Below are 25,183 nucleotides of genomic sequence, written 5' to 3'. Positions count from 1 at the left end.
GTCCGTGACAGGGGCATTTCGGTGCGTTCGTGGCACAAGCGTAGCGTTTATGCGACCGACAGCCGCCGGTCGTGGTATGAAGAAAGCGACTGCGATCGCCCACCCCATTCAGGGGCTCGCGAAGTACCACGGGATGCGCGATCCGGAGCTCCGGTTGCCGTATCACGACTCCATCAGCGTCTGTACCGCGCCGAGTCACACGAGGACGACCGCCCGGTTCGAGGATCGGGCAGAAGACGTCTACGTCGTCGACGGCGAGGAGCTCTCGGGGCGCGGCTACGAGCGCGTCGCGGCGGTGGTCGATCACGTCCGCGAACTCGCGGGAATCGACGATCGGGTGCGCCTCGAAAGCGAGAACTCCTTCCGGTCGAACGTCGGCTTCGGCTCCTCTTCCTCGGGGTTTGCCGCGGCGGCGATGGCGCTGTGTGAGAGCGCCGACCTCGACCTCTCACGACCCGATATCTCGACCGTCGCCCGGCGGGGCTCCTCCTCGGCCGCGCGCGCGGTGACCGGCGCGTTCAGTCACCTGCACACGGGGTTGAACGACGAGGACTGTCGCTCCGAGCGCATCGAAACCGACCTCGAGGACGAACTGCGGATCGTCGCCGGGCTGGTCCCTTCGTATAAGGAGACCGAGCAAGCCCATGAAGAAGCCGCCGACAGCCACATGTTCCAGGCACGGATGGCCCACATGCACGGCCAGATCGCCGAGCTTCGGGACGCCCTTCGCGAGGGCGAGTTCGACCGAACCTTCGAACTCGCCGAACACGACTCGCTGTCGCTCGCGGCGACGACCATGACCGGGCCCGCCGGCTGGGTCTACTGGCAGCCCGAAACCATCGAGGTGTTCAACCGGGTGCGCGAGCTGCGCGAGGAGGGCGTTCCGGTCTACTACTCGACGGACACGGGCGCGAGCGTCTACGTCAACACTACTGCCGAGCACGTCGACCGGGTCGAAGACGAGGTCGCAAAGGCCGGCGTCGAGACCACCGTCTGGGAGGTCGGCGGGCCCGCCCGGACGGTCGACGACCACCTCTTTTAGGCTTCCCTCCCGCCGGTATGCGAATCATCGTCCGTGGGGCGGGTTATACCGGAGCGATGCTGGCACGGCGGAAGCGAAGCGCAGGGCCCGACCTGCGGACCGAAACCCCCGTCGAGCGCGCAGGCAGCTACCGTGAGGCCCGCGTCGTTGCCGAATATCGCTTGTCAGTCGGGGCGGTGAGAAACGCGGTCGACCTCGTCAACGAGGGACTACGGGGCGATTAGGCGCCGGGAACGCCGAACGCGCCGACGCTGAAACCGAGTACAGGGCCGAGAACGGCGTTGACGGCGAACAGCAGCGCGAGCGCGGCGAGCCACGCGACGACGCCGATGATCGCGGCGTCGACCCAGCTGCCGGGATAGCGCCAGTTGACCACGCCGACCCAGACGATCAGTGCGAGGATCGGTCCGAACAGAGGTATCCAGGCGGTCAGGCCCCAGGCGATGGCTCCCACCAGCGCCGTAACCACGGCGTGACTGTAGTCCTGGACGTCCATGACGACACTGGCGCTGATGTAGATCGCTAACCCGCCAACGAGGAGCGCAACGACGAACGCGACGATCGATCCGAGTACCATACGCCCTATAGACCGCTCGTCCTTTTATACCCGCTGCCGGCTCGGTCGAGCGACCCGGAAAGCGAGAACCCGAACCCGCCGAAACCAGACAATGGGATGAAACATGTCTGACGAAGGGTTAAGCCGGTCGCCGCTGAGAGATCGGACAATGTCGGAAAACTCCGCCGGACGCGAGAGCGACACCGAGCGGGAGTGGCGAGCGACCGTCGAGCGATACGTTTCGGCTAACGACGACTGTACGCGGCTGTCGGCCGGATTGGCCGAGAGCAGGCGCGCGTTCGACGATCGGGGGACGAATCGATCGAGCCGTCTTCGATTGGTAGTGAGCGGGCTTGTGGTGCTCGCGATCCCGCTGATCGTCTACAGCGAACTCATCACACCGACCGGAGCGATCAACTACGGCGGGGTCGGGATCGGCCTCACGTTGATGGTCGCGGGTGGACTCTCGTGTCTGTAGGGAAATCGCGGGACTTAAGAACGACTGTCTCGAACCGGGTGATGTCGGGCGCTTAGCTCAGTCTGGACAGAGTACTTGGCTTCGGACCAAGTTGCCGCGGGTTCAAATCCTGCAGCGCCCATGCGTTTTCCCCTTGATTCGAATTCGGGTGACCCGCGAATCGAGGAACGATCTGTTAGATATCGTTTAAATCCTGTAACGCCCGTATCTCTGCCATCGAATGGAAACCGTTCTCGACACTGCCGAGTCTCAGGAAGAGTGTCCGCCATCCAGCCACAACCGTAAGCCCGACGCGTATCCGGACGCGGTATCGACGAACCGGATCACGGGCCGCTGATCACCACGACCGCGAACCCGGCTCCGTCGACCGGCTTCGAGTCGAACTCGTCGTCGCGGTTACTTCGCGTGATTTCGTCCTGCAGTAAGGGGGTTCTCATTACATTTAGTTCTATTTTAGATATTATAAAATTATGGGTAAGAAGATATTAGTTTGTATTTAGATACTATTGATTAAGTAGTTGGAAATCGCCTGAATCGGCGGGCGATTCGTCACAGTAGGAAGACAACGTTCCGAACAGACGTATGTAGTATTCTACTGATCGGAGATATACGTTCTAGGAATCAAAGACACTATAATGAAAGTCATTAACTACCACTACGACAGCTACTACCACAATGATCGAAACGTACGTCGAAGCGGTCATGACGGATACGGTTCCGACTGTCTCACCGACAACGCCAGTCGCGTCGGCCGCACAGCGGCTTCGCGACCCGGCCGTTCCAGCACTCGTCGTTCTGGACGACCAGCGGGTCGTCGGGATCGTCACCGAATCCGACTTCGTCGCCCTCGTCGCGGAGACGAACGAACCGGTCTCCGTCGAGGCGATCATGTCGACGCCGGTCGTGACGGTTCCGTCCGGAACGCCGACGGGTCTGGCCGCCGATCGGATGCATGAGGCCGGCGTGAGACATCTGCCCGTCGTCGACGGCGAGACCTACCGGGGGCTCGTTTCCCTGCGTTCGCTGTCGCCGTTTCTCTCCCGGGCCCGACTCGACGTCACGTGGCGTGGGGAGCCGATCCACCTCGATCGAGGCGAGCACCCCGAAGCGATCACCGACGAACCGGACGATCGGGCGATGAACGGATGAACGGAACGGGCGTTTCAGGGGGTGGCGTATCCACCTACGCCTGCTGCAGCTTGTTCCGGAACCGCTCTCGCACTTTCTCGACCTTCGGCTGGGCGTGCATTCGACAGTAGGCGTCGTTGGGGTTCTTCTCGAAGTAGTCCTGGTGGTACTCCTCCGCGGCGAAGAACGCCTCGAGCGCGTCGAGTTCGGTCACCACGCTGTCGTCGTACTCCTCGTCGAGCGCCTCGATGTAGGCGGCGGCCTGCTTGCGCTGGGTCTCGTCGTGATACAGGACGATCGAGCGGTACTGGCTCCCCACGTCGGGACCCTGCCGATCGAGCTGGGTCGGGTCGTGGGTCGCGAAGAAGACGTCGAGCAGCTCGTCGTACGAGATGGCCTCGGGGTCGTACTCGATCTGTACGACCTCTGCGTGACCCGTTCCACCCGAGCAGACGGCCTCGTAGGTCGGATCCGCCGTGTCGCCGCCGGCGTATCCCGAGGTGACCGACTCGACACCGTCGAGTTCCTTCATCGCGGCTTCGGTACACCAGAAACAGCCACCGCCGAGTGTCGCGATCTCTGTCGCCATACCCTTCGTACGGCGTCGAGACCTATTACCTGTGGGATCCGGTGTCCGAACTCAGTCGTCACCGACCACGGGCTCGGACTGGTCGTGCTGATGGCAGGAGATGTACGGTAGCGAGACGGTTATCAGACAGCGGGTGCCGTTCGCACAGCGGCGGCTACAGACGTACTCCCCCGCATCGTTCGTTGGCGGAGTATCGGCCCCGGCGGTTGTTTGCGGACGCGGTTCCCCGTCGAACTCGGTTGATCCTTTCGATTGACCCATGTTTCCTCGAACTGCGGTTGCTGTCGGACGGAGCGTCGGCCGCTCCGTGTGTATCCCCCCTCTAGCTCCGGAGCGACCGACGCTGCCGGGCGCTCCGACGGTTCGTTATAAAGGAAGCCGGCGGAACATCTAACGATTCGGCTTGCACCTGCCGTCCAAGAACGATCAGCGAAACCGATATGTGCACGATTATATAACAGTGAGTATGGGAGAGTACTACGTGATGACCGGCGAGTCGGTCGTCGAGGGGCCGTTCGACAGTCACCGGGAGGCCAGTCGACGCCGAGCGGACCTCTCGACCAGCGACGTGGGAGTTACCTACCGCGTCGAGAAGCGGTAGTTCGCCGGCGAGAACGGAACCGGGACTGGAAACGGTGATCGAACGGGTCGCCGGGTCGAGCTGCCCGAGACCGAGGTCGAGACGGGCCACTTATCCTCGTACCTCGTCGAGTTCGGGTATGGCTGGCAGCGAAACGGTTCGCGGACTGTTCGAACTCACGCGGCCGGTCAACGCCGTAGCCGCCGGCGTGCTGACCCTGATCGGGGCGTTCGTCGCCGGCGGACTGTTCGACGGCCCGGTTCCGGCGCTCGCCGCGGCCGGCGCGACCGTCTTCGCCACCGGCGCTGGAAACGCGATCAACGACTACTTCGACCGCGAGATCGACCGGATCAACCAGCCCGGCCGCCCCATTCCTCGCGGGGCGGTCTCGCCGCGAGGCGCGCTCGGGTTCAGCGTCGGCCTCTTCGCCGGGGCCGTGGCCCTCGTGCTGGTGCTGCCGCCGCTGGCGATCACGATCGCGATCGTGAACCTGCTGTTGCTCGTCGCCTACACGCAACTGTTCAAGGGACTTCCGGGCGTCGGTAACGCCGTCGTCGCCGCACTGGGCGGGAGCACCTTCCTCTTCGGTGGCGCGGCGGTCGGTAACGTCACCGCGCCGGGCGTGCTGTTCGTTCTCGCCGCCCTTTCGACCTTTACCCGCGAGGTGATCAAGGACGTCGAGGACCTCGCGGGCGACCGCGAGGAGGGGCTGAACACGCTCCCGATCGCCGTCGGCGCGCGCCCGGCACTGTGGATCGGCGCGGCCTGTCTCGTCCTCGCGGTCCTCGCAAGCCCCGTTCCCTACTTGCTCGGCGCGCTCGGCCCCGTCTACCTGCTCGCGGTGCTGCCGGCCAACGCCGTGATGCTCTGGGCGGCCTCCGTGAGCTTCGACGACCCGACGACAGGGCAGGAACGTCTGAAATACGGGATGTTCCTCGCGGCCGGCGCGTTCGTCATCGGACGGGCCGCGATCGTCCTCGGGGCCTGATCCGTGCACCCAGCATGCAAACAGATATATGTCAATAGGGATATATCGTGTGTAACGTGTTCCGAGGGGATACCACCGGTGGATATCGGCGGCGATGAGCGATGGACGCGACGTATACGGGTTACCGATCCCAGATGCGACCGTCGTTGATCCGGGAACGAACCTGCTCGTCGTCGGCCCGGCAATGACCGGTAAACAGCGCCTCGGTCTCGAAGCGCTCGCGGCCGGAAGCGTCGCCGGCGACGGTGCGGTCGTCGTCTCGACGAGAGACACCGGATCGCGGCTGCTCGAAACCTACACGGATCTCACCGACGCCGACGATCCGCTCGTCGGGATCATCGACTGCGTGACCACCCAACAGGGCGTGACGCCGACAGAAGACGATCGGATCCGATATACATCCTCGCACGTCGATATGACCGAGATCGGGATCGCCTTCTCGGAGCTGCTCGAATCGTTCTACGGCGATCACGGTCGGAAGCGAAACCGTGTGTTACTGTCGTCGCTCTCGACACTGTTGATGTACGCCGACCTCGAGACGGTGTTTCGATTTCTACACGTCTTCACCGGTCGCGTCCGGAACGCGAACGCGTTGGGGCTGTACTGCCTCGATTCGACCGCTCACGACGTCCAGACGATCAACACCCTCACACAGCTGTTCGACGGCCAACTCACCGTTTCGCCGGACGAGGCGCCGACGGTACGGCTTTCGGAGGCACAGCGGCTCGATTAGCCGACGACAGAAGCGTTATTCGTCGGCCCCGCGTGTGTGTACGCATGCCTGTCGAGAGCGATGCCGAGTTGCGCGAACTCCTCGGTCTTCGCACCGTCGCGGTCGTCGGCTGTTCCGCTACGCCGGGCAAGGACGCCCACGAAATCCCGAAATACCTCACCGAGCACGGCTACGACGTGATTCCGGTCAATCCCAACGCCGAGGAAGTGTTCGGAAGACCAGCCTACGATTCGCTTTCGGATGTCGAAGAGGAGATCGACACCGTCGACGTCTTCCGTCCGAGCGAGGAGGTCGCGGGACTCACGGAGGAGGTCCTCGCGCGCGATGACGTGAACGTGCTCTGGCTTCAGCTCGGTATCTCCGATTCCGAGGTCGAAGCCCGTGCCGAGGAGGCGGGGATCCACGTCGTCGTCGATCGGTGTATGAAGGTCGAACACCAGCGATTGCACGCGCCCAGCGAAAACGCGTGACAGCTCGATGGCGAGTCGTGCTCAGTCCTCCCACTCCTCGAAATCCCTGTAGATCCCCTTCGAGAGGTAGCGCTCGCTCGAATCGGGAAACACCGTGACCACGCTGTCGTAGGGTACATCGATCTCGCCCGCATCGATCCGCGCGGCGACCCCCAGGGCCGCGATGCTCGCCGCACCGGCGCTCGACGCCACGAGATGCCCCTCCTCGCGGGCCAGTCGCTTGAGTTCGTCGTGAGCGTCCCGGTCGCTCACCTGCAGTACCTCGTCGACCAGATCCGGTTCGAACAGTTCGTTGGTTGCCGGATCGTGGGTGCCGATTCCCTCCGTTTTGTACTCGCCCTCCTCGCTCTCCTCTCCTTTGGTCGTCGCATACAGCGATCCCTCGGGTTCGACCGCACCGACGTACGTCTCGGGGTCCCGTTCGCGGGCGTACCTCGCGAGGCCCATCAGCGTGCCCGCGGTGCCACAGCCGGCGACGACAGCGCCGACCTCTCCCTCCAAGGCCCCATATATCTCGGGGGCGGTCGTCTCGTAGTGGGCCTCGGTGTTCAGCGGGTTCGAGAACTGCTGGGGGACGACCGCATCGTCGAGCTCGTCGGCGAGGTCGTGAGCGCGCTCGATGGCGCCGCCCATCCCCTCGCTGGTGGGTGTGTTGATCACCTCCGCATCGAGAGCTGCCATCAGCTGCTGTTTCTCGACGCTGAAGCGCTCGGGGACGACGAAAACGGCGTTCAGATCGAGTTGCCCCGCGGCGACCGCGATCCCGATCCCCGTGTTTCCCGCCGTGGGTTCTATCACTGTTCCGCCCGGCGAGACGTCGCCACGTTCGAGCATCCGTTCGAGCATGTACCTCCCGATGCGGTCCTTGACGCTCGCGCCGGGGTTGAACGTCTCGAGTTTCGCGTAGACGGGGACCGAATCGGGGGCGGCGTGCACGGAGACCAGCGGCGTCCGACCGACGGTGTCGAGAACGCTTTCTGCGGGATCGCTCATCGCGGGCAATCCTTGCCGGAGGTACTTAACTGGTCTCGGTTCCGGAGCCCGGATCCGTCCGAGGATCGGCCTCGGTCGGTTCGTCCGGCGCGCCGGGAACCTTCTCGTCGTCCGCGATCTCGCCGGGGTCCGTATCGGGCTCGTCTTCGCCGAGGGTCTCGGCGTCCTCGATCGAGGCGTCGGTGATGACCTGCTCGACGTCGATCCCCTGCTCCTCGGCGAGCGCCTCGAGGATCGCGCGGTTCTGTTCGTGTTTGACTTCGAGCCCGGCGACCGTCTCGTGGGTGCTCTCGAGTTTGATGCGGAGGTCCTCGAGCTGCTTTTTGACCTCGTTGAGCTGGGTGTAGAGCTGTTCGGCCTTGTCGGCCATCATCTGGATCTTCTTCGTGGTGCTTCCGAGTCCCATGTCCACACGTTTTTTCCGGTCGTATGTGGGTGTTACGCTCGCTCGCGAACGCCGACTTTAGGTTCCGGTCGGCCCAACCTCGAATATGGACCTCACGCGACGTGCCCCGCAACTGGGGATCGCCGCCTGTCTCGCCGTTCTCATCGCCGTCATCGCCCCCTACGTCGTCCTTCCGGAGGACGCCGCGACCGGTCTCGCCGTCTACTACGGCGCCGGCCTCCTCGGTCCGCGACTCACCGGCGTCTTCGCCGCCGTCGCGATCGTGGTCCTCGGTGCGGGACTGGGCGAGCGCTCCGATCCGGCGACCGTCGCGGGCGCGGCGCTCGTAATCACGCTGTTCATGACGGCCGTGTCCGCCGAGTGGGTCCTCGCGCTCTCACCCGAGGCCGTTACGGGCATCACGACTCAGGATTGGCTGGCGTACCACCGGTGGCTCGTGGTCGCCTTTTCGGCGCTATCGGCGGTCGCGACGGGGCTGTACGCGCGGGCGTTGGGGCTGCTGTAGATCGCTGGAAGGGGAGGCGAAACCCTCTTATGGTCGACGCGGGTAGTAGGAAGTGGACTAGGTCGGGCAGTTAGGCCCTGCTCGTCACCCGCACTACGGTCTTCAGCGGGGACCGAACCCCGGGCGCGTCCGGTCAGACCGGCGCGGGCCCCGGGAGCCAACTGAGAAACCTCGTCCGTCGGGGACAGCGGTCCGCGGCGAGCGTCCGCAGGGACGTGCTGTCGCGGTTGGCCGATGGAAATCCGTCAGGCACGGAAGTGAGCAGCGGGCCATCGGACACCTGTCGCTCGACGGATCGCGGGGTGGAGGAGGCAACCGGGACTCCCCGCGCCGGAACGCCGGGCAACCCCGGGCGTCCACCATTCATACCGGATCGATTCACTCGGCGAGCCCACGGCTCGCAGAGCTCGTTTCGAAGCGACGTACCCTCTCACCCATCGTACCCGGCAACTGCAGGCACTAGTCGTATCATTTATCAGTGAGTTCTTCCCGACATGCCCTCTCCGCAGCGCCAGCCCTCGCTCAGGGAGCGCCTTCGCCAGTCGGTCATCACGGGAACCGCGATCACTATCCCCTTCATCCTCACGCTGATCGTCCTCGGATTCGTTTTCAGCTTCGTCGCCCAGACGCTCAATCCCGTGGTATGGCTCGCGGAGTACCTCGACATCGAGGTCGCCGCGCCGCTCGTCCAGCTGACGACGCTTCTCACCCTGCTCGCGTTGATCGTCGTGATCGGGATCGTCGCCGAGTACACGGACGGAAAACGCATCGAAGGGGGCTTTCACGCCGCGATGGAGTCGATCCCGGGCGTGAGCTCGCTGTACAACAGCTTCCGGCGGATGAGCGACATCCTCATCGAAAGCGACGTTGAGAGCTTCCAGGACGTGAAGCTCATCGAGTTCCCGCGCGACGGGAGCTACACCATCGCCTATCTGACCGGCCGACCGCCGGCGGAACTGGTCGCGGCGATGGGTCACGACGAGATGCTCACGCTGTTCGTCCCGTTCGCGCCGAATCCCGTGATGGGCGGGTTTCTGATCTACGTTCCCGAAAGCCGAGTGATCGACGTCGAGATGACCGTCGAGGAGAGCGTTCAGGCGATCATCACGAGCGGCGTGGCCCACAGCCAGGACGAGACCGAAGAGACGAGAACGGAGTGACGGCTCGTCGCCGACCGGGCGACGAGGACCCGGTCACTCCACGGGTTCGCCACTCGGCCGGATCGCATCGAGGCTCTCGACCGAGAGGCCGCCCTCCAGCGTGCGATACGGATAGGGGATGTCGATCCCCTCCCGGTCGAAGCGTTCTTTCACCCGCTGGATGTACTCCCCGCGGATCCGAACGAAGTCGGCGCGGGCCGGGTCGGCGATCCAGAAGCGCGACTGTAGTCCCACGTCCGAATCGTTGAGCTCAGTGAGCCGAACCGTCGGTGCGGGGTCGTCGAGGATCTCCGCGTGGTTTTCCGCCTCCTCGACGATGATGTCCGTCGCGGCCCGGATGTCGTCGTCGTAGCCGATGCCGAAGACGAACTTCTGTCGGAGTTTGTCCTTCGCGACGGGGTTTTTGACCGCGTTGTCCGTGAGATCGGAGTTCGGAACCGTGATGAGTTCGTTGTCAAACGTTCGGACACGCGTCACGCGGAGGCTGATGTCCTCGACGATCCCCGAGTAGTCGTCCTCCTGCCACTCGATCCAGTCGCCGATCTTGAACGGTTTCTCGGTGAAAATGAACACGCCGGCGACGAAGTTCGAGATCACCGACTGCATCGCGATACCGATCGCCAGCGCGGCGGCGGCGGCGATCGTCGCCAGCGACGTGAGGAAGTTGCCAAAGCCCCCGAAACCGAACGCGATCGCGACCGCCACGAAGAGCACGCCGAACCACGCGACCTTCATCAGCGGTCGCTGGGCGTGCGGTTCGAGGTTGCGCCTATCGAAAGCACGATCGAGCAGCGGCAGTACGATCACGCGCCCGATGGTCACGAGGACGAGGAAGGCAACGAGAAATCGGATCGCACCGCCGATCGCGGCGGCGGGTCCCTGCGCGAGCCCGAGGTCGACGAGGATCGCCTCCAGGACCATCAGTGATACACCGCCGTGTTGCCCCGTGTCTCGACGAGGATCGCGTCGACTGCCTCCGCTAGCTCCGCGGCGACTTCCTCGGTCGTTCCCGAGCCGCGAGCCGCGCGGTGAAACTTCACCTTCACAAGTTCACGATCGGCGAGCTGGTCGGCGAGTTCGTCGGTGACGGCGTCCAATCCACTCTTTCCGACCCACACCGTCACGTCGATGTCATGGGCCTCCTTTCGAAGCTCCTGGAGGTCCGCTTTGTCGCTCATAACCCCGCTATACGGCCGGTATACTTTGAACGTTCGATCCGCGGACGGATCGACGTGTACCGCGACGCTACGACCGATACGGGTACCGGTGGTGAGCGCCGCACTCGCAGGTGACGACGACGTGGCCGTCCTGCAGCCGGACGCGAGCGTTGCGTCCCGGACGGAAATAGCGGTCACACCGGTCGCAGGTCGCCCGCTCGAACGACCGCGGGAAACGAAGGCGGTTTCGCTCGGCGATCCGACGCGCGAGCGCGACGTACTCGCGGGCCCGGTCATCCTCGCCCTCTGCGGCGGCCTCCCGGGCGAGCGCCTCCAGCCGATCGATGCGCTCGCTAGCGATGGACATCTACCTCGAAGAGGACGACAGGACGGTTTAGCTCTTGTGCGATCGACACGGTGTCGACCAACGGAGAACCCTCACGATCGAGCCCGTCCGACGACCGCGCAGCTCACGGCAGTCGACGTAAACGAGTACGCGATCAGGAGTACCGTGATGAGCGAACCGGAAACCGTCACTCGGGAATCAGCAGTCGGCCGCCGAAACCGTCGTATGACCCTCAGTCCTCGAGGGCGTCGGCGATGCGCTCGAGGTGTCGGTTGACGTCGCGGACCTCGTCGCGAAGCTGGCGGACCTCACGGACGAGCTGCTCGTCCCCTCCCTCGCCGCCGGGACCGCCCGCGCCGGGGCCGCCGCCGCCCATCGCACCGCCAGGACCGCCGCCACCCATCATGCCGCCCATCATCTGGGCGAACGGGTTGCCACCCATGCCGCCCGGACCGCCGCCACCGCCGCCGCCCATCATCTCCTCGAGGCGCTCCTCACGGGAGCCTTCGCCCTCGCCTTCGGGCCCGCCTTCCGCTTCGCGCTGCTCGCGGATCTCCTCGACGCGTTCTCGGAACGATTTCTCCTCCTCGCTGCCCTCGCCAGGGTCGCCGCTCTCGTTGTCCTCAACCATACCCTCGGGTTCTGTGGCCGAACCGAAAAGGGTTGGGTTGTCACTTACCGGCTGAGTCTCGGGTACCGGCCGATATCGGAGATTGTTGTGTCGATAGGTAACGTATTACATCTGGCGAGCGACGACCCGTCGAGATGCCTGAGAAAACGGTCGGATTCGTCGGACTCGGAATCATGGGACTGCCGATGGCGAGGAACCTCCTCGACGCCGGATACGAGGTCGTCGGGCACAACCGCTCGGACGAGCCGGTAGAGGAACTCGTCGACGCCGGCGGAGAGGACGGGGGCTCCCCGACTGGGGTCGCCGAGAGAAGCGACGTCGTCCTGCTGTGTCTCCCCGACTCGCCGGACGTCGAACGGGTCGTGCTCGGGGACGAAAACGAGGACGACCCCCTGATCGACGGGCTGAGCGCGGGGATGACGGTGATCGATCACTCGACGATCTCACCGGTGATCGCCGAGGAGGTGGCCGCCGAACTCGACGAACGGGAGGTGGCCATGCTCGACGCGCCGATCTCCGGTGGCGAGGAGGGCGCCATCGAGGGGACGCTCTCGATCATGGTCGGAGGAAGCGAGGGGACTCTCGAGGAACAGCGCGACCTGCTGGACGTGATGGGCGGAACGGTCACCCACTGTGGGCCGAGCGGCGCGGGCCAGACGACGAAGGCCGCGAACCAGATCGTCGTCGCCGCCCAGATGGTCGGCGTCAGCGAGGCGCTCGTCTTCGCGAGCCAGGCGGGCGCGGACCTCGAAAGCGTCATCGAGGCCATTAGCGGGGGTGCGGCGGGCTGTTGGACGCTCGACAACCGCGCGCCGGACATGATCCAGGGCGAGTTCGATCCGGGCTTCTTCGCCGAGTACCAGTACAAGGACCTCCGGATCGCCACCGACGCGGGCGAGACCTTCAGCGCGCCCATGCCCCAGACCGAACTCGCCCACGAGCTCTACAAGTCGATGGTCGCAAACGACATGGGCCGGGACGACAACTCGGGCGTGATGCAGGTCATCGAGCTGCTCGCGGGCACGGAATCGCGCGCCGAGGAGGATTAGCCGAACGCACCGAGACTCGACTGCAGCGCCCGGTCGGACACACCCTCGCGCACCTCGTAGCCGACCAGATCGCGCATGTCGACCGCGTAGGTCGTTCCGCCCCGTTCGAGTACCAGTACCCGGCCCTTGGTTCCGACGACGGTGCCGCTGGCGATGGTCTCCCTAACGGGACGCTCGTCGAGCGCGAGGTCGTACTCGAAGGCGAACGTCTCGATGGGGTCGTACTCCGCCAGTAGCGTCTTCCATGCCCCGAGGTCGACCGTATCGGCGAGCCCACGGATCTTCGTCGGCACGCGCACCCTGTCGCCGATCTCACGGGCGATCTCGCTCTCGATCTCGCGGGCAATCCGGCCGTTCGACACCGTGTGGAGGTGGGCTGCGCGGTCGGCACCCTGCTCTCGGAGGCGGGTGTCGAGGCGCCACGCGCGCGTGACGCCGACCTTGAACCGTGCGGGGGCGAAGGCGGCGAGGTAGACCGCGTGCTCCTCGAAGCAGTCCATCTCGTCCTTGAGGCAGGTCCCCGTACAGCGCGCACAGACCCACGTGTAGGCGTGATCGTCGCAGTAGGGGGCGGTCGGGTTCGAACAGCCGATGTGGGACCCTTCCGAGAGGGTTCCGGCACAGCGCCGATTCTCGAGGACGTATTCGAGGCGCATGCCGGAAACGAGCGGTTCGCGCGCGAGGTCGTCCTCGTCGGCGAGCACCAGCGCCGGCTCGCCGTCGCCCGCCCCCGTCTCGTAGCCCACGATCTGCACGGTTCGAGTAGCCACGCACGGTAGAAATGACTGTCGCCGGCGGGCGCGAGCGGCATCGGAAACCGGGGGCGTCGGGCGAAACCTTATTCTTCGGTCCCCCGTCACCAACTCACACGATGACTCCGTCCCCGGACGACCGATACGAGCCGCCCTCCTCGTTCGTCGATCAGGCGAACGTCTCGGATCCGGGAATCTACGAGGAGTTCGAACGGAGCTGGCCCGACTGCTGGGAGCGCGCGGCCGACCTGCTCGACTGGCACGAGGAGTACGACCGGGTGCTCGACGAGGGCGACGCCCCCTTCTACGAGTGGTTCTCCGGGGGGAAGCTCAACGCCTCGTACAACTGTCTCGACCGCCATATCGAGGCCGGACGGAAGACCCACGCCGCGCTCAAGTGGGAGGGAAAGCGCCGCGAGACACGCACCTACACCTACCAGGACCTCTACGGCGAGGTCAACGAGTTCGCCGCCGCCCTGCGCGAGTTGGGCGTCGGGACCGACGATATCGTAACGATCTACCTCCCGATGGTTCCGGAACTACCCATCGCGATGCTCGCGTGTGCGCGCATCGGCGCGCCCCATTCGGTCGTCTTCGCGGGCTTCTCCGCGGACGCGCTCGCGACCCGAATGGACGCTTCGGATTCCGAGTATCTGGTCACCTGTGACGGCTACTACCGTCGCGGCAACGCCTTCAACCAGAAGAGCAAGGCCGACAACGCGCTCATGACCCTCGACAGATCGGTTACGACGGTCGTCGTCGACCGCCTCGGTGAAGACCTGGATCACTCGCTCGACACCGACCAGTACGACTACGGGGACCTCGTCCTCGCACACGCCGGGGCGACCGTCTCGCCGGTGGCTCGCGACGCCGAGGACATGCTGTTTCTCATGTACACCTCGGGAACGACCGGCCAACCCAAGGGCGTCACCCATTCGACGGGCGGCTATCTCGCCCAAGCCGCCTGGACCGCCCGCGCGGTCCTCGACATCAAGCCCGAGGACACCTACTGGTGTTCGGCCGACATCGGCTGGATCACCGGCCACTCCTATACGGTGTACGGACCGCTCGCGTTGGGTACGACGACGGTGATCTACGAGGGGACGCCCGATTACCCGGACCGGTCGCGCCTCTGGGAGATCGTCGAGCGAAACGCCGTCGACGTGCTCTACACCGCGCCGACGGCCGTCCGAGCCTTCATGAAGTGGGGCGAGGAGTATCCCGCTGGCCACGACCTCTCCAGTCTCCGGCTGCTTGGGACGGTCGGCGAACCCATCAACCCGCGCGCCTGGAAGTGGTTCCGCGAACACATCGGCGGGGGTGACTGTCCGGTAGTGGACACGTGGTGGCAGACCGAGACCGGCGGGATGATGATCACCACTCTTCCGGGGATCGGCACGATGAAACCCGGTTCCGCCGGCCCGCCGCTACCGGGGATCGGCGCGCGCGTCGTCGACGAGGACGGCGCGGAGATCGACCCGGGCGAGACCGGCTACCTCGTCGTCGACAGACCGTGGCCAGGGATGTTCCGTACCCTCTACGGTGACGACGAGCGCTACCGGAGCGAGTACTGGGACGCGTTTTCGACCGACGACGAGTGGGTCTACTTCTCCGGCGACGGCGCGACCGTCGACTCGGAGGGGTATATCACGGTGCTGGGACGGATCGACGACGTGATCAACGTCTCGGGCCATCGGCTGGGAACGATGGAGATCGAAAGCGCCATCGTCGGCGTCGAGGGCGTCGCGGAAGCCGCCGTCGTCGGCGGCGACGGCGGGACGAACGACACCGCCGTCTACGCGTACGTGAGCACTGACCACCACCACGACCCGAACGAGGAGCTTCGCGAGCGGATCACGGCGAACGTCGAGCGGGCGATCGGCCCGTTCGCCCGGCCCGAACAGGTCGTCTTCACCCCCGAACTGCCCAAAACGCGCTCGGGCAAGATCATGCGCCGCCTGCTCGAGAACATCGCGAACCACGAACCGCTCGGCGACACCTCGACGCTTCGCAACCCGGAGGTCGTCGGCGAGATCGAGGCCACCGAGCGGGATCAGTAGTTCGCCTTCTTCGAGAAAAGCGAAGCTCGATTCGGCTCGGTACGCGAGGAGAGCGCGCTACTGATAGCCCGGTCGGATCGACAGGACTAAGATCGGTTCGTGAAATCAGATAATAACGAAACATGGGAGCGACGAGTCAACGTGCGGGTACGGAAGCGGACCACCTCACGCATCAGGGCTACGAGCGGCTGCTGGAAGCGGCCTCGACCCACCGGGAACGGCTCGTGGTGCGACTCGGGGGGGACGTGGGCCTACGCGCGCGCGAGATAACGGCGATCCACCCGGAGGACGTCGTGCGAGTTCGACAGGATCCCGACCGGTTCGTCCTCCGGGTTTCGGAGGGAACGGACGAATACCGCGAGGCATACCTCCCACCGGCCGTCGAACGGACGCTCGCGCGTTACGTCAACAGCAACGGGATCGGGAACGCTGAGCGAATCGTCGACGTGACACCCCGTCGCGTCCAGATGCTCGTCCGGGAAGTCGCCGACCGCGCGGCCGACCGGACCGGGGACCGCTCGTTCGAGGCGGTGAGCGCACACGACCTCCGCCAGTACTTCGCCCGAACGCTCCTCCGCGAGCGCAACGTCTCGCCCCGCGTGGTGCGGGCGATCGGGGGCTGGCGAAGCCTCGAAGCGCTCGATGCGTACCTCGATACGCCGAGCACCGACGAGATCGTCGAGGCACTCGATCCGGAAACGGGGCGACCACCCGCCGACGACACGGCGCTGGCGTCGGCGCTGATCGACGCCTCGACCCGCGCGGAACTCGAAGCGGACGTCTGTAGCGCGCTCGCCGAACGCTATCGGTTCGCGTGGATCGACGCCCACGAAACCGGCGGTGAAGACGCTCCGAGCGCCGCTGCGGGGATCGACCCCGAGGAGGTTCCATCGCTCCGCGAGGAACACGACGGGAGTTCGACGAACGGGGGCGAATCAGGTGTCGTCGAAAGCGGGATCCGGTACGGCGAGACCCGCTACGGGCGGCTGTACGTCGGGGCGTCTGGACCCGCGACCGATCGCGAACGCGAGTCGCTCTCGCTTCTGGGTCGACGGATCGGTCACGCGATCACGGCGATCCGTCGCCGAAAGCTGCTGCTCGCCGATACGATCCTCGAACTCGAATTCACGTGCACCGACCGCCGGTCGGCACTGATCGCCGTCTCCGACCGGTTCGACTGTCGCTTCGAACTGGAATCGATCGTCTCGGCCTCCGAATCGCTCGTGTACTATCTCACACTCACGGGTGCCAGCGCCCCCGATGTCCTGACGTTCGCCGCCGAACAGCGCGGGATCGAGGACAGTCGCCTCGTCGAGGGGCGCGATTCGGGCGCGCTCGTCGAGGTCGCCGTCTCGCGGGACTGTCCGCTGCTCTTGCTCACCGACTACGGCGCGACGATCAGCGAGGCGACAATCGGGAGCGGAGAGGCCCGAATCGTCGCCGAGTGTGCCTACGACACCGACCTTCGGGCGCTCGTCGAGCGGCTGACCGAGGCGTTTCCCGACAGCCGACTGATCGGCAAGCAGGCCGCAGAGCGGGGGGCGAGCGGGCTCGACGGCTTCGAGCAAGGAGCGACTGAACGGCTGACCGAGCGCCAGCACGCGGCGCTCCGGGCGGCGTACTTCGGGGGGTACTTCGACTGGCCCCGGGGGAGCACGGCCGAGGAGATCGCCGACGCCATGGGCGTCTCCTCACCGACGCTCCACAGCCACCTCCGAAAGGGGCAACGCGAACTCCTCGAATTACTTTTCGAGGAAGGGTAGCAGATACGATTAGTAATAGTTGTCATCGAATAATACGCTGTTTTGCACACCTAGATCCCATGTTTACTATGGCGGTTCTTCATTGACCGTCCGTACCATGGAGGGAGACAACGAAGACGTTCAACTCGAGGCCCGGCTCGCCGAACAGGACACGTTCGAGCCGCCGGAATCGTTCGTCGAGCAGGCGAACGTCTCGGACCCGGGAATCTACGAGGAGTTCGAACGGAACTGGCCCGATTGTTGGGAGCAGGCCGCCGAGCTGCTCGACTGGGAGGAGTCGTACGACCAAGTACTCGACGAGGGCGACGCCCCGTTCTACGAGTGGTTCGTCGACGGCAAGCTCAACGCCTCGTACAACTGTATCGACCGCCACATCGAGGAGGGACGCGGCGACGAGGTCGCCATCGAGTGGGTGGGCGAACCCACAGACGAGACGCGCACCTACACCTACGACGAGCTCTACGAGGAGGTGAATCAGACTGCCGCGGCGTTCCGGGAGATGGGCGTCGGCGAGGGTGACGTCGTGACGATGTACCTCCCGATGGTCCCCGAGCTCCCGATCGCGATGCTCGCGTGTGCGCGCATCGGCGCGCCCCACTCGGTCGTCTTCGCGGGCTTCTCCGCGGACGCGCTCGCGACGCGGATGAAATCCGCCGATTCGGAGTATCTGATCACCTGTGACGGCTATTACCGACGTGGCGACCCGCTCGACCACCTCGAAAAGGCGAACGAGGGCCTTTCGGACGTCGATCACGACACCACGACGGTCGTCGTGGATCGCCTCGGCGAGGAAGGCTTCGGCCACGATCTGAGCGAGGACCAGCGGGAGTACGCCGACCTCATCGCCGAGCAGGAGGGCGCGGAGGTCGAGCCGGTGGTACGCGACGCCGAGGACATGCTGTTTCTCATGTATACCTCGGGGACGACCGGCGAACCGAAGGGCGTCAAGCACACCACCGGCGGCTACCTCTCGTACGCCGCGTGGACGACCCAGACGGTGCTGGACGTCAAACCCGATGACACCTACTGGTGTTCGGCCGACATCGGCTGGATCACCGGCCATTCGTACATCGTCTACGGCCCCCTCGCGCTCGGAACCACGAGCGTGATGTACGAGGGGACGCCGGATTACCCCGACAAGGACCGGATGTGGGAGATCGTCGAGGACTACGGAATCAACCAGCTCTACACCGCGCCGACGGCGATCCGCGCGTTCATGAAGTGGGGCCAGAAGTACCCCGACGAGCACGACCTCTCCAGCCTCCGGTTGCTCGGGACGGTCGGCGAACCCATCAACCCGCGCGCCTGGAAGTGGTACTACAAACACATCGGAAACGAGGAGTGTCCGGTGGTGGACACGTGGTGGCAGACCGAGACCGGCGGGATGATGATCACCACTCTTCCGGGGATCGGTACGATGAAACCCGGTTCTGCCGGCCCGCCACTGCCGGGGATCGACGCTCGGATCGTCGATACGAACGGCGAGCGGATCCAGGCGGGACAGGCAGGCTATCTCACCGTCGACAAGCCGTGGCCCGGCATGCTGCGGACGCTGTATAAGAACGACGACCGCTTCATCAGCGAGTACTGGCAGGAGTACTCTGACCCGGACAGCGACGAATGGGTCTACTTCCCCGAGGACGGTGCGAAGATCGACGACGACGACTACATTACCGTCCTCGGCCGGGTCGACGACGTGATCAACGTCTCGGGCCACCGGCTGGGAACGATGGAGATCGAAAGCGCCATCGTCGGAGTCCCCGGTGTCGCGGAAGCCGCCGTCGTCGGCGGGCAACACGACATGAAAGGCGAGGCGGTCTACGCCTACGTCATCACCGAGGACGGCTACGAGGGCGACGAGGACCTGCGCGAGGAGATCGTCGCGGGGGTCGAGGACGCCATCGGGCCGATCGCCCGGCCCGAGGCGGTGGTGTTCACCGACGAGTTGCCGAAGACCCGCTCGGGCAAGATCATGCGCCGCCTGCTCGAAGACATCGCAAACGAGGAGGAACTGGGCGACACCTCGACGCTTCGCAACCCCGACGTCGTAAGCGAGATCCAGCAGAAGGTACAGAGCGACTGATCCAGCGGCGCTTTTTCCCGATTTCGATCGCGATCGATCGGGGAACACGCGCCGAGAAAAACAACACAATTAACGATACACGAAACATGACGAACGAACCACACACGACCGACGAGATACGAACCGACGGCGGAATGAGCGACGTCGAACGCGAACAGCAGATCGACTACATGGACGTCGAGATCAACCTGCTGAAACCGGCGACACCGTTCATGCGGGATCACCTGCGGGTGATCTGGATCGGCTTTGGGATCTGGGCGCTGACGACGTTCGCGCCGATCACGATGACGCGACTCGCACCCGACGTGATGACGACCCCGATCCCGATGATCGGGTTCCCGTTACACTACTTCCTGCTCGCGATCGTCGGGCCGGGATCAGCACTGGTCCTCTCGGTCTGGTACGCGCGAAAGCGCGACCAGATCGACGAGAAATACGGTATCGAACAGGCCACCGTCGAACCGGAAACGACCGACACCGTTCCGGACGACACGACGGCAACTGACGGAGGTGTCGAGGAATGATCGACGGCGCTCCGATGCTGATAAGTACCCTGCTCGGCGCGATGGACGGTGTCGTATTGCAGACTGACGAAGGGCTGCTTCCGGAGGGGCTCAACGTCTCGTTCAAGCTCGTTCCGTCGATCATCGTCATCGGCATGATGCTCCTGTTCATCGTTGCCGGCTTCATGTTCAAGGTCGCCGACACCGACGACATGTGGGTCGCCGGCCGTTCGATCGGGAACCTCGAGAACGGGATGGCCATCGGGGCCAACTGGATGTCGGCGGCGACATATCTCGGCGTGGCCGCTACCGTCGCCATTTCCGGGGTCTACGGGCTGGCGTACGTCGTCGGCTGGACGACTGGCTATTTCATCCTGCTGATCTTCATGGCCGCCCAGATGCGCCGGTTCGGGAAGTACACCGCGCCGGACTTCGTCGGTGACCGCTTCAACTCCGATACCGCACGCGCGTTGGCGGCGATCACCACGTTCCTGATCGGGTTCGTTTACGCGCTCGGTCAGGCCCGCGGGATGGGACTGGTCGGAATGTACATCCTCGGCGACTGGTCGGCACTCACCGGTGGCGCGCTGTCCGCCTACCAGACGATGATGGTCGTCTTCATGGTCATCACCGTCGCCTACCTCTCGCTGTCGGGGATGCTCGGCGCGACCAAGAACATGGTCCTGCAGTACGTCATCCTCATCGGCGCGTTCCTGATCGGACTCGTCGCTACCGGCTGGTCGGCGGGATACACGACGATCCTCCCCCAGCTCGAGTACGGAATGATGATCGACAGTCTCGGCGCCGAGTTCTCGGCACCGTTCGCCGGCGGGAGCTACTACCTGTGGATCGCGACGTGTTTCAGTCTGGTCTTCGGGACGTGTGGACTGCCCCACGTGCTGGTCAGGTTCTACACGGTCAAAAACGAGCGCGTGGCCCGCTGGTCGTGCACATGGGGGCTGTTTTTCATCTCGCTGCTGTACCTGAGCGCGCCCGCCTTCGCCGCGATCGGCACCGCGCTCTACGGTAATCAGATCGGCGCCGTCTACGGCGACCCCGGTATGACCAGCGCCGCCGGCGACGTGTTGGTCGTGCTGGCCGCACAGCTCGCCGAGCTGCCGGCGTGGTTCGTCGGCTTCGTCGCGGCGGGCGGCATCGCCGCGGCGGTCGCGACGACGGCCGGCCTGTTCATCGCCGCCTCGTCGGCGATCTCCCACGACATCTACGCGACCATCATCAACGAGGACGCGACCCAGCGCCAGCAGGTCCTCGTCGGCCGCCTGAGCATCATCCTGATCGGGGCGCTCACGATCGTCTTCGCGCTGGACCCCCAACAGCCGATCGCGGCACTGGTCGGGTTCGCGTTCTCGCTCGCGGCCATCGTGCTGTTCCCGATGTTCTTCCTCGGTCTCTGGTGGGAGAACACGAACCGTCCGGGCGCGCTCGCCGGTATGACCACCGGGATCGTCGTCTGGTTCATCCCCATGTTAAACGAGGGGAACTTCGGTCTGATCGAGGGCGGACTCGGCATCGAGGCCATCGCGACGTGGATGCCGGCCATCGGGTCGGCGCTCGTCGGGACGCCGATCGTCTTCGCGGTGACGATCGCCGTCTCGCTCGTGACCAGCGAACCGCCGCTGCGGACCAAACAGATGGTCCGTCAGTGCCACAGCCCCGACCCGATGCCAAAGGACATGACCGCGGCGGACGTCGTCGCCGAGAAGAACGGTAACCGGCCCGAAACGCCGGCGGACGACTGACACCATGTACGAACGCATACTCGTTCCAACCGACGGCAGCACGGTCGCACGGACGGCGGTCGATCAGGCGATCGACATCGCCGAGAAATACGGCGCAGAGGTTCACGCGCTGTTCGTTGCGGACGTCGACGCGGTCGCCTACGGCCTGGGAACCGAACAGGTCGATCGCATCAAGCAGGGTGAGTTCCAGGGGATGACCGATCTCCGCGAGGACGCCCAGGAGGCGACCGGCTACGTCACAGAACGGGCCGAGGCCGCCGGCCTGACCGCCCACGAACGCCACGCGGGCGGGCGACCCCACGACGTGATCGCGGACTACACGGCGGACAACGGCATCGACCTCATCGTGATGGGCAGTCACGGTCGATCGGGGATCCGCCGTGCACTGCTTGGGAGCGTCACCGAACGAACGCTGCGTTCGACGCACGTTCCCGTACTCGTCGTCGACTACGTCGAGGAATAACACGCCCGTCGAACCGATTCGCAGCCACCGATCCGACCGACTACGATCCCATGACATTCACAGACCGACTCCGCGAGCACGTCACCGAAAACCGGACCGGAATGGTTCACGACCTGATGTTCGCCGTCGTCTGGGTCGGGATCGTCTCGTTTCTGTTCGAGGTCGTTTTCGCCGGCGCACCCGGATGGGCCTACTACCTGTTCATGCTGGCGGGGATCCCGGCGTACTTCGGCTTTTTCGCTTCGCTCGCGCTGGCGCGCGAGGAGTCATAGCACGCGTTCACTCGCCCTCGTCGGCTCGTGCGGCGGCGTAGCGTCGTCGCAAGCGAAAGCAGACGACACTGGCGACGGCGAACGCGATCGGAAACGTGAAACGTGACGGGGGTCCCGAAAGCGCCGGTCGCAGGCTCATACCGGCCATCACGGCGAACAGCAGCGCCAGCAGACCGGTGATCGGAATCGCAATCCCCTCGGGAAACGCACCGCCGTCCGCTCGACTCGATTCGTCGCTCATGATCGGCGTTCGGTCGGAAGCCGATTAAACGTCCGGTCCTCGACGAGTCGTCCGGTCGAACCGAAACCCCCTACCTGTCGGCGGGCCGAGCGGGGACATGAACGACGGACCCGAACTCGCCGTCTGTCGGCTCGGCCACCGGCCGGGCCGGGACGAACGCATGACGACTCACGTCGGACTCACGGCCCGCGCGCTCGGTGCGGATCGGGTGATCCTCCCCGACAACGCCGGCCAGTCGAAGGAAACCGTCGAGGACATCACCGACCGTTTCGGCGGTCCCTTTTCGGTCGAACTCTCCGATTCACAGGAAGCGCTTATCCGGGAGTGGAACGGATGGGTGGTCCACCTGACGATGTACGGCAAGCGGATCCAGGACGTCGAAAGCGAGATCCGCGAGGGCCATGGCGAGGAGCCCCTCTTAGTGGTCGTCGGCGGCGAGAAGGTCCCCTTTGAGATCTACGAACACGCCGACTACAACGTCGGCGTCACCAACCAGCCCCATTCCGAAGTGGCGGGCCTCGCGGTGTTTCTCGACCGGCTGTTCTGCGGCCGGGAGCTCGAACGGCAGTGGGAGGATGCCGACCAACGGGTGATCCCGAAGGGGACGGGAAAGGAGGTCGAGTCTATCGACTCGGAGTGAAGAGGCCGAAGGGACGGGCGAGCCGACGGACGGTCGAGCGAACCAGTCCCGGCTGGTTCTTGTTGAGCTCGTAGCGTTCGCGCTCTTCGATGACCGCGTCCGCGTCTTCGAGGACTGAGACCGACTCGTGGACCTCGTTTTCGGAGAGATCGGTGCGGGTAACGAGCTCCGAGGTCGAAAGCGAGGCAGGCGAGTTGTCGAGTGCCTGCAGAACCTTCCCGGCATGATACATGACGCGACTGGCCTCGCTGGCACCCATCTCATCGAGGTCACTGCTCTCAGGCTCTGTAGGCTCGATACCGTGGACGGTGTCGTAGAGCGCATCAATGGTGAGCCAAGACGCAAAGAGAGTCAATCCACCCATGAGATAGGACGATTCTACAAACGTGACGTACACCCCACAGAGCGTCCCGAATGCGAAGACGACCGCACTCAGAGCACGGCCATTGACACCGGGAAGCGATTCGGAAGCACTGATGATGGCGGTCGCACCGATCGCGATACCGGTGGCGATGAATATCGACCACGAGGCGTCGGTAACCACTACGATCAGACCGAGGACGACGACGATCCCGAGGATTGCGTTCGAGTTTACCTCATCGCGAAGCGCATTGAGGAACTCACTCATACGTAGATACTATACGTTATCTGACATAGTGTTTTCGCCCCTCGGGGTGGCTCAAAAGACTTAACCGGCAAACGACTCAAGTGGGGGATAATGGCTTTTGAGGATCTACTGGAGGACCCCGTCATACAGAAGTATTTACACGAACTGGTGGGGCCGAAGGGAATGCCGGTCGCCGCCGCACCGCCGGACGGGGAGGTCACCGACGAGGAACTCGCCGAGACCCTCGATCTGGAACTCAACGACGTGCGCCGGTCGCTCTTTATCCTCTACGAGAACGATCTGGCGAGCTACCGGCGGCTCCGGGACGAGGACTCGGGCTGGCTGACGTACCTCTGGACGTTCGAGTACGAGAACATTCCCGAGAACTTAGCCGAGGAGATGGAACGGCTGCTCGACGCGCTGGAGAACCGCGAGGACTACGAACGCAACCACGAGTTCTACCTCTGTGAGATCTGCTCCATTCGCTTCGAGTTCGGCGAGGCGATGGACTTCGGCTTCGAGTGTCCCGAGTGCGGTTCGCCGTTAGAATCGATGGACAACGACCGGCTCGTCGAGGCGATGGAGCGCCGAATCGAGGAGCTTCGAAGTGAACTCAACGTCGACGGCGTCGAGGCCTGATGGTCGTCCTTGCAACTAAAGTGACGGTTCACGGGCAGGCCCGCGAGCAGGCGCTCGACGGGCTGGACTCGCTGGTCGGCAATACGATCGGCGACCTCGACGTCGAGTGGACGATCGGGGTTCGCCACGACGACTTCCCGACGGTGAGTATCGACGGTGAGGACGCCACCGTCGCCCGCAACGCGCTACGCGAGGAGTGGGGCGAGATCACCGACGAGTTCCGCGAGGGCGAGACCTACGTCGGAACCTTGCAGTCGTGGGACGACGACGGGTTCGTCCTCGACGCCGGCCGCGAGGTCCGAGTTCCAACGGAGGAGTTGGGACTCGGACAGGGCCGGCCCGCCCAGTTGGTCGAGCGGTTCGGCCTCGTCCAGCACCTCCCGATATCGTTCGTCTACGGCGACGAGGACGACTCGCGGCTCGCCGACGAGGAGCGCGACCGCCTCTACGAGTGGACGCGCGGCACAGGTCGAGTCAACGTCAACAACGCCACGCGTGGGGAGGTGCGCGCGACGGTCAACCGTGCGGGCCATGCGAAGGACATCGTGACCGTCGAGCGCCTGGGACTGCTCGAACAGAGCGTCGTCTG

General features: G+C 64.7%; 33 protein-coding genes, 1 tRNA gene and 1 other RNA gene. 23 read left to right on the top strand and 12 right to left on the bottom strand.

Translation table 11 applies throughout. The annotated features are described in order from the left end of the window. Positions 1-76 precede the first annotated feature (76 nt). Positions 77-1,042: a phosphomevalonate decarboxylase MvaD gene (mvaD, locus tag EAO80_RS12420; protein ID WP_122090204.1), complete on the top strand. Its 966-nt coding sequence runs from the start codon at positions 77-79 to the stop codon at positions 1,040-1,042. A gap of 17 nt (positions 1,043-1,059) precedes the next feature. Then, entirely contained in the window at positions 1,060-1,266 is a 207-nt protein-coding gene (locus EAO80_RS12415) for a hypothetical protein (RefSeq protein ID WP_122090203.1), read from the top strand. On the opposite strand, the gene EAO80_RS12410 is transcribed toward EAO80_RS12415, so the two are convergent. Further along, a complete protein-coding gene (locus EAO80_RS12410; RefSeq protein WP_122090202.1) occupies positions 1,263-1,619 on the bottom strand; it encodes a hypothetical protein in 357 nt (118 codons plus the stop codon). The genes EAO80_RS12415 and EAO80_RS12410 overlap by 4 nt on opposite strands. Positions 1,620-1,767: 148 nt before the next feature. Here EAO80_RS12410 and EAO80_RS12405 point away from each other — a divergent pair, with 148 nt between their 5' ends. The 3 genes from EAO80_RS12405 (at position 1,768) to EAO80_RS12395 (ending at position 3,225) form a co-directional block, all read left to right on the top strand. Further along, positions 1,768-2,076, top strand: a complete 309-nt coding sequence (locus EAO80_RS12405) for a hypothetical protein (protein WP_122090201.1) — start codon at positions 1,768-1,770, stop codon at positions 2,074-2,076. Positions 2,077-2,122: 46 nt separating this feature from the next. Continuing rightward, a tRNA-Arg gene (locus tag EAO80_RS12400) sits at positions 2,123-2,197 on the top strand. A gap of 554 nt (positions 2,198-2,751) precedes the next feature. Further along, a complete protein-coding gene (locus EAO80_RS12395) occupies positions 2,752-3,225 on the top strand; it encodes a CBS domain-containing protein (RefSeq protein ID WP_122090200.1) in 474 nt (157 codons plus the stop codon). A 34-nt stretch (positions 3,226-3,259) separates the two neighbouring features. On the opposite strand, the gene msrA is transcribed toward EAO80_RS12395, so the two are convergent. Next, positions 3,260-3,793, bottom strand: a complete 534-nt coding sequence (msrA, locus tag EAO80_RS12390) for a peptide-methionine (S)-S-oxide reductase MsrA (protein WP_122090199.1) — start codon at positions 3,791-3,793, stop codon at positions 3,260-3,262. A gap of 51 nt (positions 3,794-3,844) precedes the next feature. After that, on the bottom strand, positions 3,845-4,054 hold the full coding sequence (locus tag EAO80_RS12385) for a hypothetical protein (protein ID WP_122090198.1): 210 nt from the start codon (positions 4,052-4,054) through the stop codon (positions 3,845-3,847). A gap of 205 nt (positions 4,055-4,259) precedes the next feature. Between EAO80_RS12385 and EAO80_RS20645 the strand changes: the two genes are divergently transcribed. The 4 genes from EAO80_RS20645 (at position 4,260) to EAO80_RS12370 (ending at position 6,564) form a co-directional block, all read left to right on the top strand. Continuing rightward, positions 4,260-4,394, top strand: a complete 135-nt coding sequence (locus EAO80_RS20645; protein WP_281273039.1) for a hypothetical protein — start codon at positions 4,260-4,262, stop codon at positions 4,392-4,394. Positions 4,395-4,512: 118 nt separating this feature from the next. Further along, entirely contained in the window at positions 4,513-5,361 is an 849-nt protein-coding gene (locus tag EAO80_RS12380; protein ID WP_122090197.1) for a geranylgeranylglycerol-phosphate geranylgeranyltransferase, read from the top strand. 94 nt (positions 5,362-5,455) lie between these two features. Continuing rightward, complete coding sequence (locus tag EAO80_RS12375) at positions 5,456-6,094, top strand: DUF7504 family protein (protein WP_122090196.1); 639 nt, start codon at positions 5,456-5,458, stop codon at positions 6,092-6,094. 44 nt (positions 6,095-6,138) lie between these two features. Then, a complete protein-coding gene (locus EAO80_RS12370) occupies positions 6,139-6,564 on the top strand; it encodes a CoA-binding protein (RefSeq protein WP_122090195.1) in 426 nt (141 codons plus the stop codon). Between the two features lie 21 nt (positions 6,565-6,585). On the opposite strand, the gene EAO80_RS12365 is transcribed toward EAO80_RS12370, so the two are convergent. Both EAO80_RS12365 and EAO80_RS20395 read right to left on the bottom strand, forming a co-directional pair. After that, positions 6,586-7,557, bottom strand: a complete 972-nt coding sequence (locus EAO80_RS12365) for a PLP-dependent cysteine synthase family protein (protein ID WP_122090194.1) — start codon at positions 7,555-7,557, stop codon at positions 6,586-6,588. Positions 7,558-7,582: 25 nt separating this feature from the next. Beyond that, the gene (locus EAO80_RS20395) at positions 7,583-7,963 is read right to left on the bottom strand and encodes a DUF5798 family protein (RefSeq protein ID WP_245998607.1); all 381 of its coding nucleotides are present in this window, start codon (positions 7,961-7,963) and stop codon (positions 7,583-7,585) included. 85 nt (positions 7,964-8,048) lie between these two features. Between EAO80_RS20395 and EAO80_RS12355 the strand changes: the two genes are divergently transcribed. The 3 genes from EAO80_RS12355 (at position 8,049) to EAO80_RS12345 (ending at position 9,628) form a co-directional block, all read left to right on the top strand. Continuing rightward, positions 8,049-8,468 (top strand): DUF7548 family protein, encoded by a 420-nt coding sequence (locus EAO80_RS12355; protein WP_122090193.1) that lies wholly within the window; start codon positions 8,049-8,051, stop codon positions 8,466-8,468. Positions 8,469-8,518: 50 nt separating this feature from the next. After that, positions 8,519-8,830, top strand: an RNA gene (ffs, locus tag EAO80_RS12350) — signal recognition particle sRNA. 132 nt (positions 8,831-8,962) lie between these two features. After that, on the top strand, positions 8,963-9,628 hold the full coding sequence (locus EAO80_RS12345) for a DUF502 domain-containing protein (RefSeq protein WP_122090192.1): 666 nt from the start codon (positions 8,963-8,965) through the stop codon (positions 9,626-9,628). Positions 9,629-9,661: 33 nt separating this feature from the next. Here EAO80_RS12345 and EAO80_RS12340 read toward each other — a convergent pair whose 3' ends face one another. From EAO80_RS12340 to EAO80_RS12325, 4 genes are all read right to left on the bottom strand, one after another. Beyond that, positions 9,662-10,549: a mechanosensitive ion channel family protein gene (locus EAO80_RS12340; RefSeq protein WP_122090191.1), complete on the bottom strand. Its 888-nt coding sequence runs from the start codon at positions 10,547-10,549 to the stop codon at positions 9,662-9,664. Next, positions 10,549-10,806, bottom strand: a complete 258-nt coding sequence (locus EAO80_RS12335) for a YhbY family RNA-binding protein (protein WP_122090190.1) — start codon at positions 10,804-10,806, stop codon at positions 10,549-10,551. Before EAO80_RS12335 ends, EAO80_RS12340 begins: the two co-directional genes overlap by 1 nt. Positions 10,807-10,873: 67 nt before the next feature. Further along, entirely contained in the window at positions 10,874-11,152 is a 279-nt protein-coding gene (locus tag EAO80_RS12330; protein WP_122090189.1) for a ribonuclease P protein component 4, read from the bottom strand. Between the two features lie 211 nt (positions 11,153-11,363). Further along, positions 11,364-11,762: a hypothetical protein gene (locus EAO80_RS12325; protein ID WP_122090188.1), complete on the bottom strand. Its 399-nt coding sequence runs from the start codon at positions 11,760-11,762 to the stop codon at positions 11,364-11,366. A 134-nt stretch (positions 11,763-11,896) separates the two neighbouring features. Between EAO80_RS12325 and EAO80_RS12320 the strand changes: the two genes are divergently transcribed. Further along, positions 11,897-12,811, top strand: a complete 915-nt coding sequence (locus EAO80_RS12320) for an NAD(P)-dependent oxidoreductase (RefSeq protein ID WP_122090187.1) — start codon at positions 11,897-11,899, stop codon at positions 12,809-12,811. Here the strand turns inward: EAO80_RS12320 and EAO80_RS12315 are convergent. Next, entirely contained in the window at positions 12,808-13,566 is a 759-nt protein-coding gene (locus EAO80_RS12315; protein ID WP_122090186.1) for a DUF2797 domain-containing protein, read from the bottom strand. The genes EAO80_RS12320 and EAO80_RS12315 overlap by 4 nt on opposite strands. A 116-nt stretch (positions 13,567-13,682) precedes the next feature. Between EAO80_RS12315 and acs (EAO80_RS12310) the strand changes: the two genes are divergently transcribed. The 7 genes from acs (EAO80_RS12310) to EAO80_RS12280 all read left to right on the top strand — a co-directional run bounded on the left by acs (EAO80_RS12310) (position 13,683) and on the right by EAO80_RS12280 (position 22,467). Then, on the top strand, positions 13,683-15,623 hold the full coding sequence (gene acs / locus EAO80_RS12310; RefSeq protein ID WP_122090185.1) for an acetate--CoA ligase: 1,941 nt from the start codon (positions 13,683-13,685) through the stop codon (positions 15,621-15,623). Positions 15,624-15,745: 122 nt separating this feature from the next. Further along, on the top strand, positions 15,746-17,386 hold the full coding sequence (locus EAO80_RS12305) for a bacterio-opsin activator domain-containing protein (protein WP_122090184.1): 1,641 nt from the start codon (positions 15,746-15,748) through the stop codon (positions 17,384-17,386). Positions 17,387-17,483: 97 nt separating this feature from the next. Then, positions 17,484-19,469, top strand: a complete 1,986-nt coding sequence (acs, locus tag EAO80_RS12300) for an acetate--CoA ligase (protein WP_122090183.1) — start codon at positions 17,484-17,486, stop codon at positions 19,467-19,469. Between the two features lie 86 nt (positions 19,470-19,555). Next, positions 19,556-19,993, top strand: a complete 438-nt coding sequence (locus EAO80_RS12295) for a DUF4212 domain-containing protein (protein WP_122090182.1) — start codon at positions 19,556-19,558, stop codon at positions 19,991-19,993. After that, entirely contained in the window at positions 19,990-21,732 is a 1,743-nt protein-coding gene (locus tag EAO80_RS12290) for a sodium:solute symporter family transporter (RefSeq protein ID WP_122090181.1), read from the top strand. The genes EAO80_RS12295 and EAO80_RS12290 overlap by 4 nt, the downstream gene beginning before the upstream one ends. Before the next feature lie 4 nt (positions 21,733-21,736). Then, entirely contained in the window at positions 21,737-22,195 is a 459-nt protein-coding gene (locus tag EAO80_RS12285; protein ID WP_122090180.1) for a universal stress protein, read from the top strand. Between the two features lie 50 nt (positions 22,196-22,245). Then, positions 22,246-22,467: a hypothetical protein gene (locus EAO80_RS12280; protein WP_122090179.1), complete on the top strand. Its 222-nt coding sequence runs from the start codon at positions 22,246-22,248 to the stop codon at positions 22,465-22,467. Positions 22,468-22,474: 7 nt separating this feature from the next. On the opposite strand, the gene EAO80_RS12275 is transcribed toward EAO80_RS12280, so the two are convergent. Continuing rightward, complete coding sequence (locus EAO80_RS12275; RefSeq protein ID WP_122090178.1) at positions 22,475-22,708, bottom strand: hypothetical protein; 234 nt, start codon at positions 22,706-22,708, stop codon at positions 22,475-22,477. A 97-nt stretch (positions 22,709-22,805) separates the two neighbouring features. Here EAO80_RS12275 and EAO80_RS12270 point away from each other — a divergent pair, with 97 nt between their 5' ends. Then, entirely contained in the window at positions 22,806-23,348 is a 543-nt protein-coding gene (locus EAO80_RS12270) for a tRNA (cytidine(56)-2'-O)-methyltransferase (RefSeq protein WP_122090177.1), read from the top strand. On the opposite strand, the gene EAO80_RS12265 is transcribed toward EAO80_RS12270, so the two are convergent. After that, entirely contained in the window at positions 23,332-23,976 is a 645-nt protein-coding gene (locus tag EAO80_RS12265; RefSeq protein ID WP_122090176.1) for a helix-turn-helix domain-containing protein, read from the bottom strand. The genes EAO80_RS12270 and EAO80_RS12265 overlap by 17 nt on opposite strands. 90 nt (positions 23,977-24,066) lie before the next feature. Here EAO80_RS12265 and EAO80_RS12260 point away from each other — a divergent pair, with 90 nt between their 5' ends. Together EAO80_RS12260 and EAO80_RS12255 are read left to right on the top strand one after the other, a co-directional pair. Further along, the gene (locus EAO80_RS12260; protein ID WP_122090175.1) at positions 24,067-24,594 is read left to right on the top strand and encodes a transcription factor; all 528 of its coding nucleotides are present in this window, start codon (positions 24,067-24,069) and stop codon (positions 24,592-24,594) included. Next, on the top strand, positions 24,594-25,183 hold a 590-nt coding region (locus EAO80_RS12255; RefSeq protein WP_122090174.1), incomplete at its 3' end, for a DUF2110 family protein. The genes EAO80_RS12260 and EAO80_RS12255, both read left to right, overlap by 1 nt.

The organism is Halalkalicoccus subterraneus (genome assembly GCF_003697815.1).
GTDB lineage: Archaea > Halobacteriota > Halobacteria > Halobacteriales > Halalkalicoccaceae > Halalkalicoccus > Halalkalicoccus subterraneus.
The sequence above is the reverse complement of the archived record's forward strand: the minus strand, read 5'-3'. Positions and strand labels throughout refer to the sequence as shown.

Excerpts from the sequence above, each read along its gene's own strand:
- mvaD (WP_122090204.1), top strand. The coding sequence starts at position 77 with ATGAAGAAAGCGACTGCGATCGCCCACCCCATTCAGGGGCTCGCGAAG.
- EAO80_RS12415 (WP_122090203.1), top strand. The coding sequence starts at position 1,060 with ATGCGAATCATCGTCCGTGGGGCGGGTTATACCGGAGCGATGCTGGCA.
- EAO80_RS12410 (WP_122090202.1), bottom strand. The coding sequence starts at position 1,619 with ATGGTACTCGGATCGATCGTCGCGTTCGTCGTTGCGCTCCTCGTTGGC.
- EAO80_RS12405 (WP_122090201.1), top strand. The coding sequence starts at position 1,768 with ATGTCGGAAAACTCCGCCGGACGCGAGAGCGACACCGAGCGGGAGTGG.
- EAO80_RS12395 (WP_122090200.1), top strand. The coding sequence starts at position 2,752 with ATGATCGAAACGTACGTCGAAGCGGTCATGACGGATACGGTTCCGACT.
- msrA (WP_122090199.1), bottom strand. The coding sequence starts at position 3,793 with ATGGCGACAGAGATCGCGACACTCGGCGGTGGCTGTTTCTGGTGTACC.
- EAO80_RS12385 (WP_122090198.1), bottom strand. The coding sequence starts at position 4,054 with ATGGGTCAATCGAAAGGATCAACCGAGTTCGACGGGGAACCGCGTCCG.
- EAO80_RS20645 (WP_281273039.1), top strand. The coding sequence starts at position 4,260 with ATGGGAGAGTACTACGTGATGACCGGCGAGTCGGTCGTCGAGGGGCCG.
- EAO80_RS12380 (WP_122090197.1), top strand. The coding sequence starts at position 4,513 with ATGGCTGGCAGCGAAACGGTTCGCGGACTGTTCGAACTCACGCGGCCG.
- EAO80_RS12375 (WP_122090196.1), top strand. The coding sequence starts at position 5,456 with ATGAGCGATGGACGCGACGTATACGGGTTACCGATCCCAGATGCGACC.
- EAO80_RS12370 (WP_122090195.1), top strand. The coding sequence starts at position 6,139 with ATGCCTGTCGAGAGCGATGCCGAGTTGCGCGAACTCCTCGGTCTTCGC.
- EAO80_RS12365 (WP_122090194.1), bottom strand. The coding sequence starts at position 7,557 with ATGAGCGATCCCGCAGAAAGCGTTCTCGACACCGTCGGTCGGACGCCG.
- EAO80_RS20395 (WP_245998607.1), bottom strand. The coding sequence starts at position 7,963 with ATGGGACTCGGAAGCACCACGAAGAAGATCCAGATGATGGCCGACAAG.
- EAO80_RS12355 (WP_122090193.1), top strand. The coding sequence starts at position 8,049 with ATGGACCTCACGCGACGTGCCCCGCAACTGGGGATCGCCGCCTGTCTC.
- EAO80_RS12345 (WP_122090192.1), top strand. The coding sequence starts at position 8,963 with ATGCCCTCTCCGCAGCGCCAGCCCTCGCTCAGGGAGCGCCTTCGCCAG.
- EAO80_RS12340 (WP_122090191.1), bottom strand. The coding sequence starts at position 10,549 with ATGGTCCTGGAGGCGATCCTCGTCGACCTCGGGCTCGCGCAGGGACCC.
- EAO80_RS12335 (WP_122090190.1), bottom strand. The coding sequence starts at position 10,806 with ATGAGCGACAAAGCGGACCTCCAGGAGCTTCGAAAGGAGGCCCATGAC.
- EAO80_RS12330 (WP_122090189.1), bottom strand. The coding sequence starts at position 11,152 with ATGTCCATCGCTAGCGAGCGCATCGATCGGCTGGAGGCGCTCGCCCGG.
- EAO80_RS12325 (WP_122090188.1), bottom strand. The coding sequence starts at position 11,762 with ATGGTTGAGGACAACGAGAGCGGCGACCCTGGCGAGGGCAGCGAGGAG.
- EAO80_RS12320 (WP_122090187.1), top strand. The coding sequence starts at position 11,897 with ATGCCTGAGAAAACGGTCGGATTCGTCGGACTCGGAATCATGGGACTG.
- acs (WP_122090185.1), top strand. The coding sequence starts at position 13,683 with ATGACTCCGTCCCCGGACGACCGATACGAGCCGCCCTCCTCGTTCGTC.
- EAO80_RS12305 (WP_122090184.1), top strand. The coding sequence starts at position 15,746 with ATGGGAGCGACGAGTCAACGTGCGGGTACGGAAGCGGACCACCTCACG.
- acs (WP_122090183.1), top strand. The coding sequence starts at position 17,484 with ATGGAGGGAGACAACGAAGACGTTCAACTCGAGGCCCGGCTCGCCGAA.
- EAO80_RS12295 (WP_122090182.1), top strand. The coding sequence starts at position 19,556 with ATGACGAACGAACCACACACGACCGACGAGATACGAACCGACGGCGGA.
- EAO80_RS12290 (WP_122090181.1), top strand. The coding sequence starts at position 19,990 with ATGATCGACGGCGCTCCGATGCTGATAAGTACCCTGCTCGGCGCGATG.
- EAO80_RS12285 (WP_122090180.1), top strand. The coding sequence starts at position 21,737 with ATGTACGAACGCATACTCGTTCCAACCGACGGCAGCACGGTCGCACGG.
- EAO80_RS12280 (WP_122090179.1), top strand. The coding sequence starts at position 22,246 with ATGACATTCACAGACCGACTCCGCGAGCACGTCACCGAAAACCGGACC.
- EAO80_RS12275 (WP_122090178.1), bottom strand. The coding sequence starts at position 22,708 with ATGAGCGACGAATCGAGTCGAGCGGACGGCGGTGCGTTTCCCGAGGGG.
- EAO80_RS12270 (WP_122090177.1), top strand. The coding sequence starts at position 22,806 with ATGAACGACGGACCCGAACTCGCCGTCTGTCGGCTCGGCCACCGGCCG.
- EAO80_RS12265 (WP_122090176.1), bottom strand. The coding sequence starts at position 23,976 with ATGAGTGAGTTCCTCAATGCGCTTCGCGATGAGGTAAACTCGAACGCA.
- EAO80_RS12260 (WP_122090175.1), top strand. The coding sequence starts at position 24,067 with ATGGCTTTTGAGGATCTACTGGAGGACCCCGTCATACAGAAGTATTTA.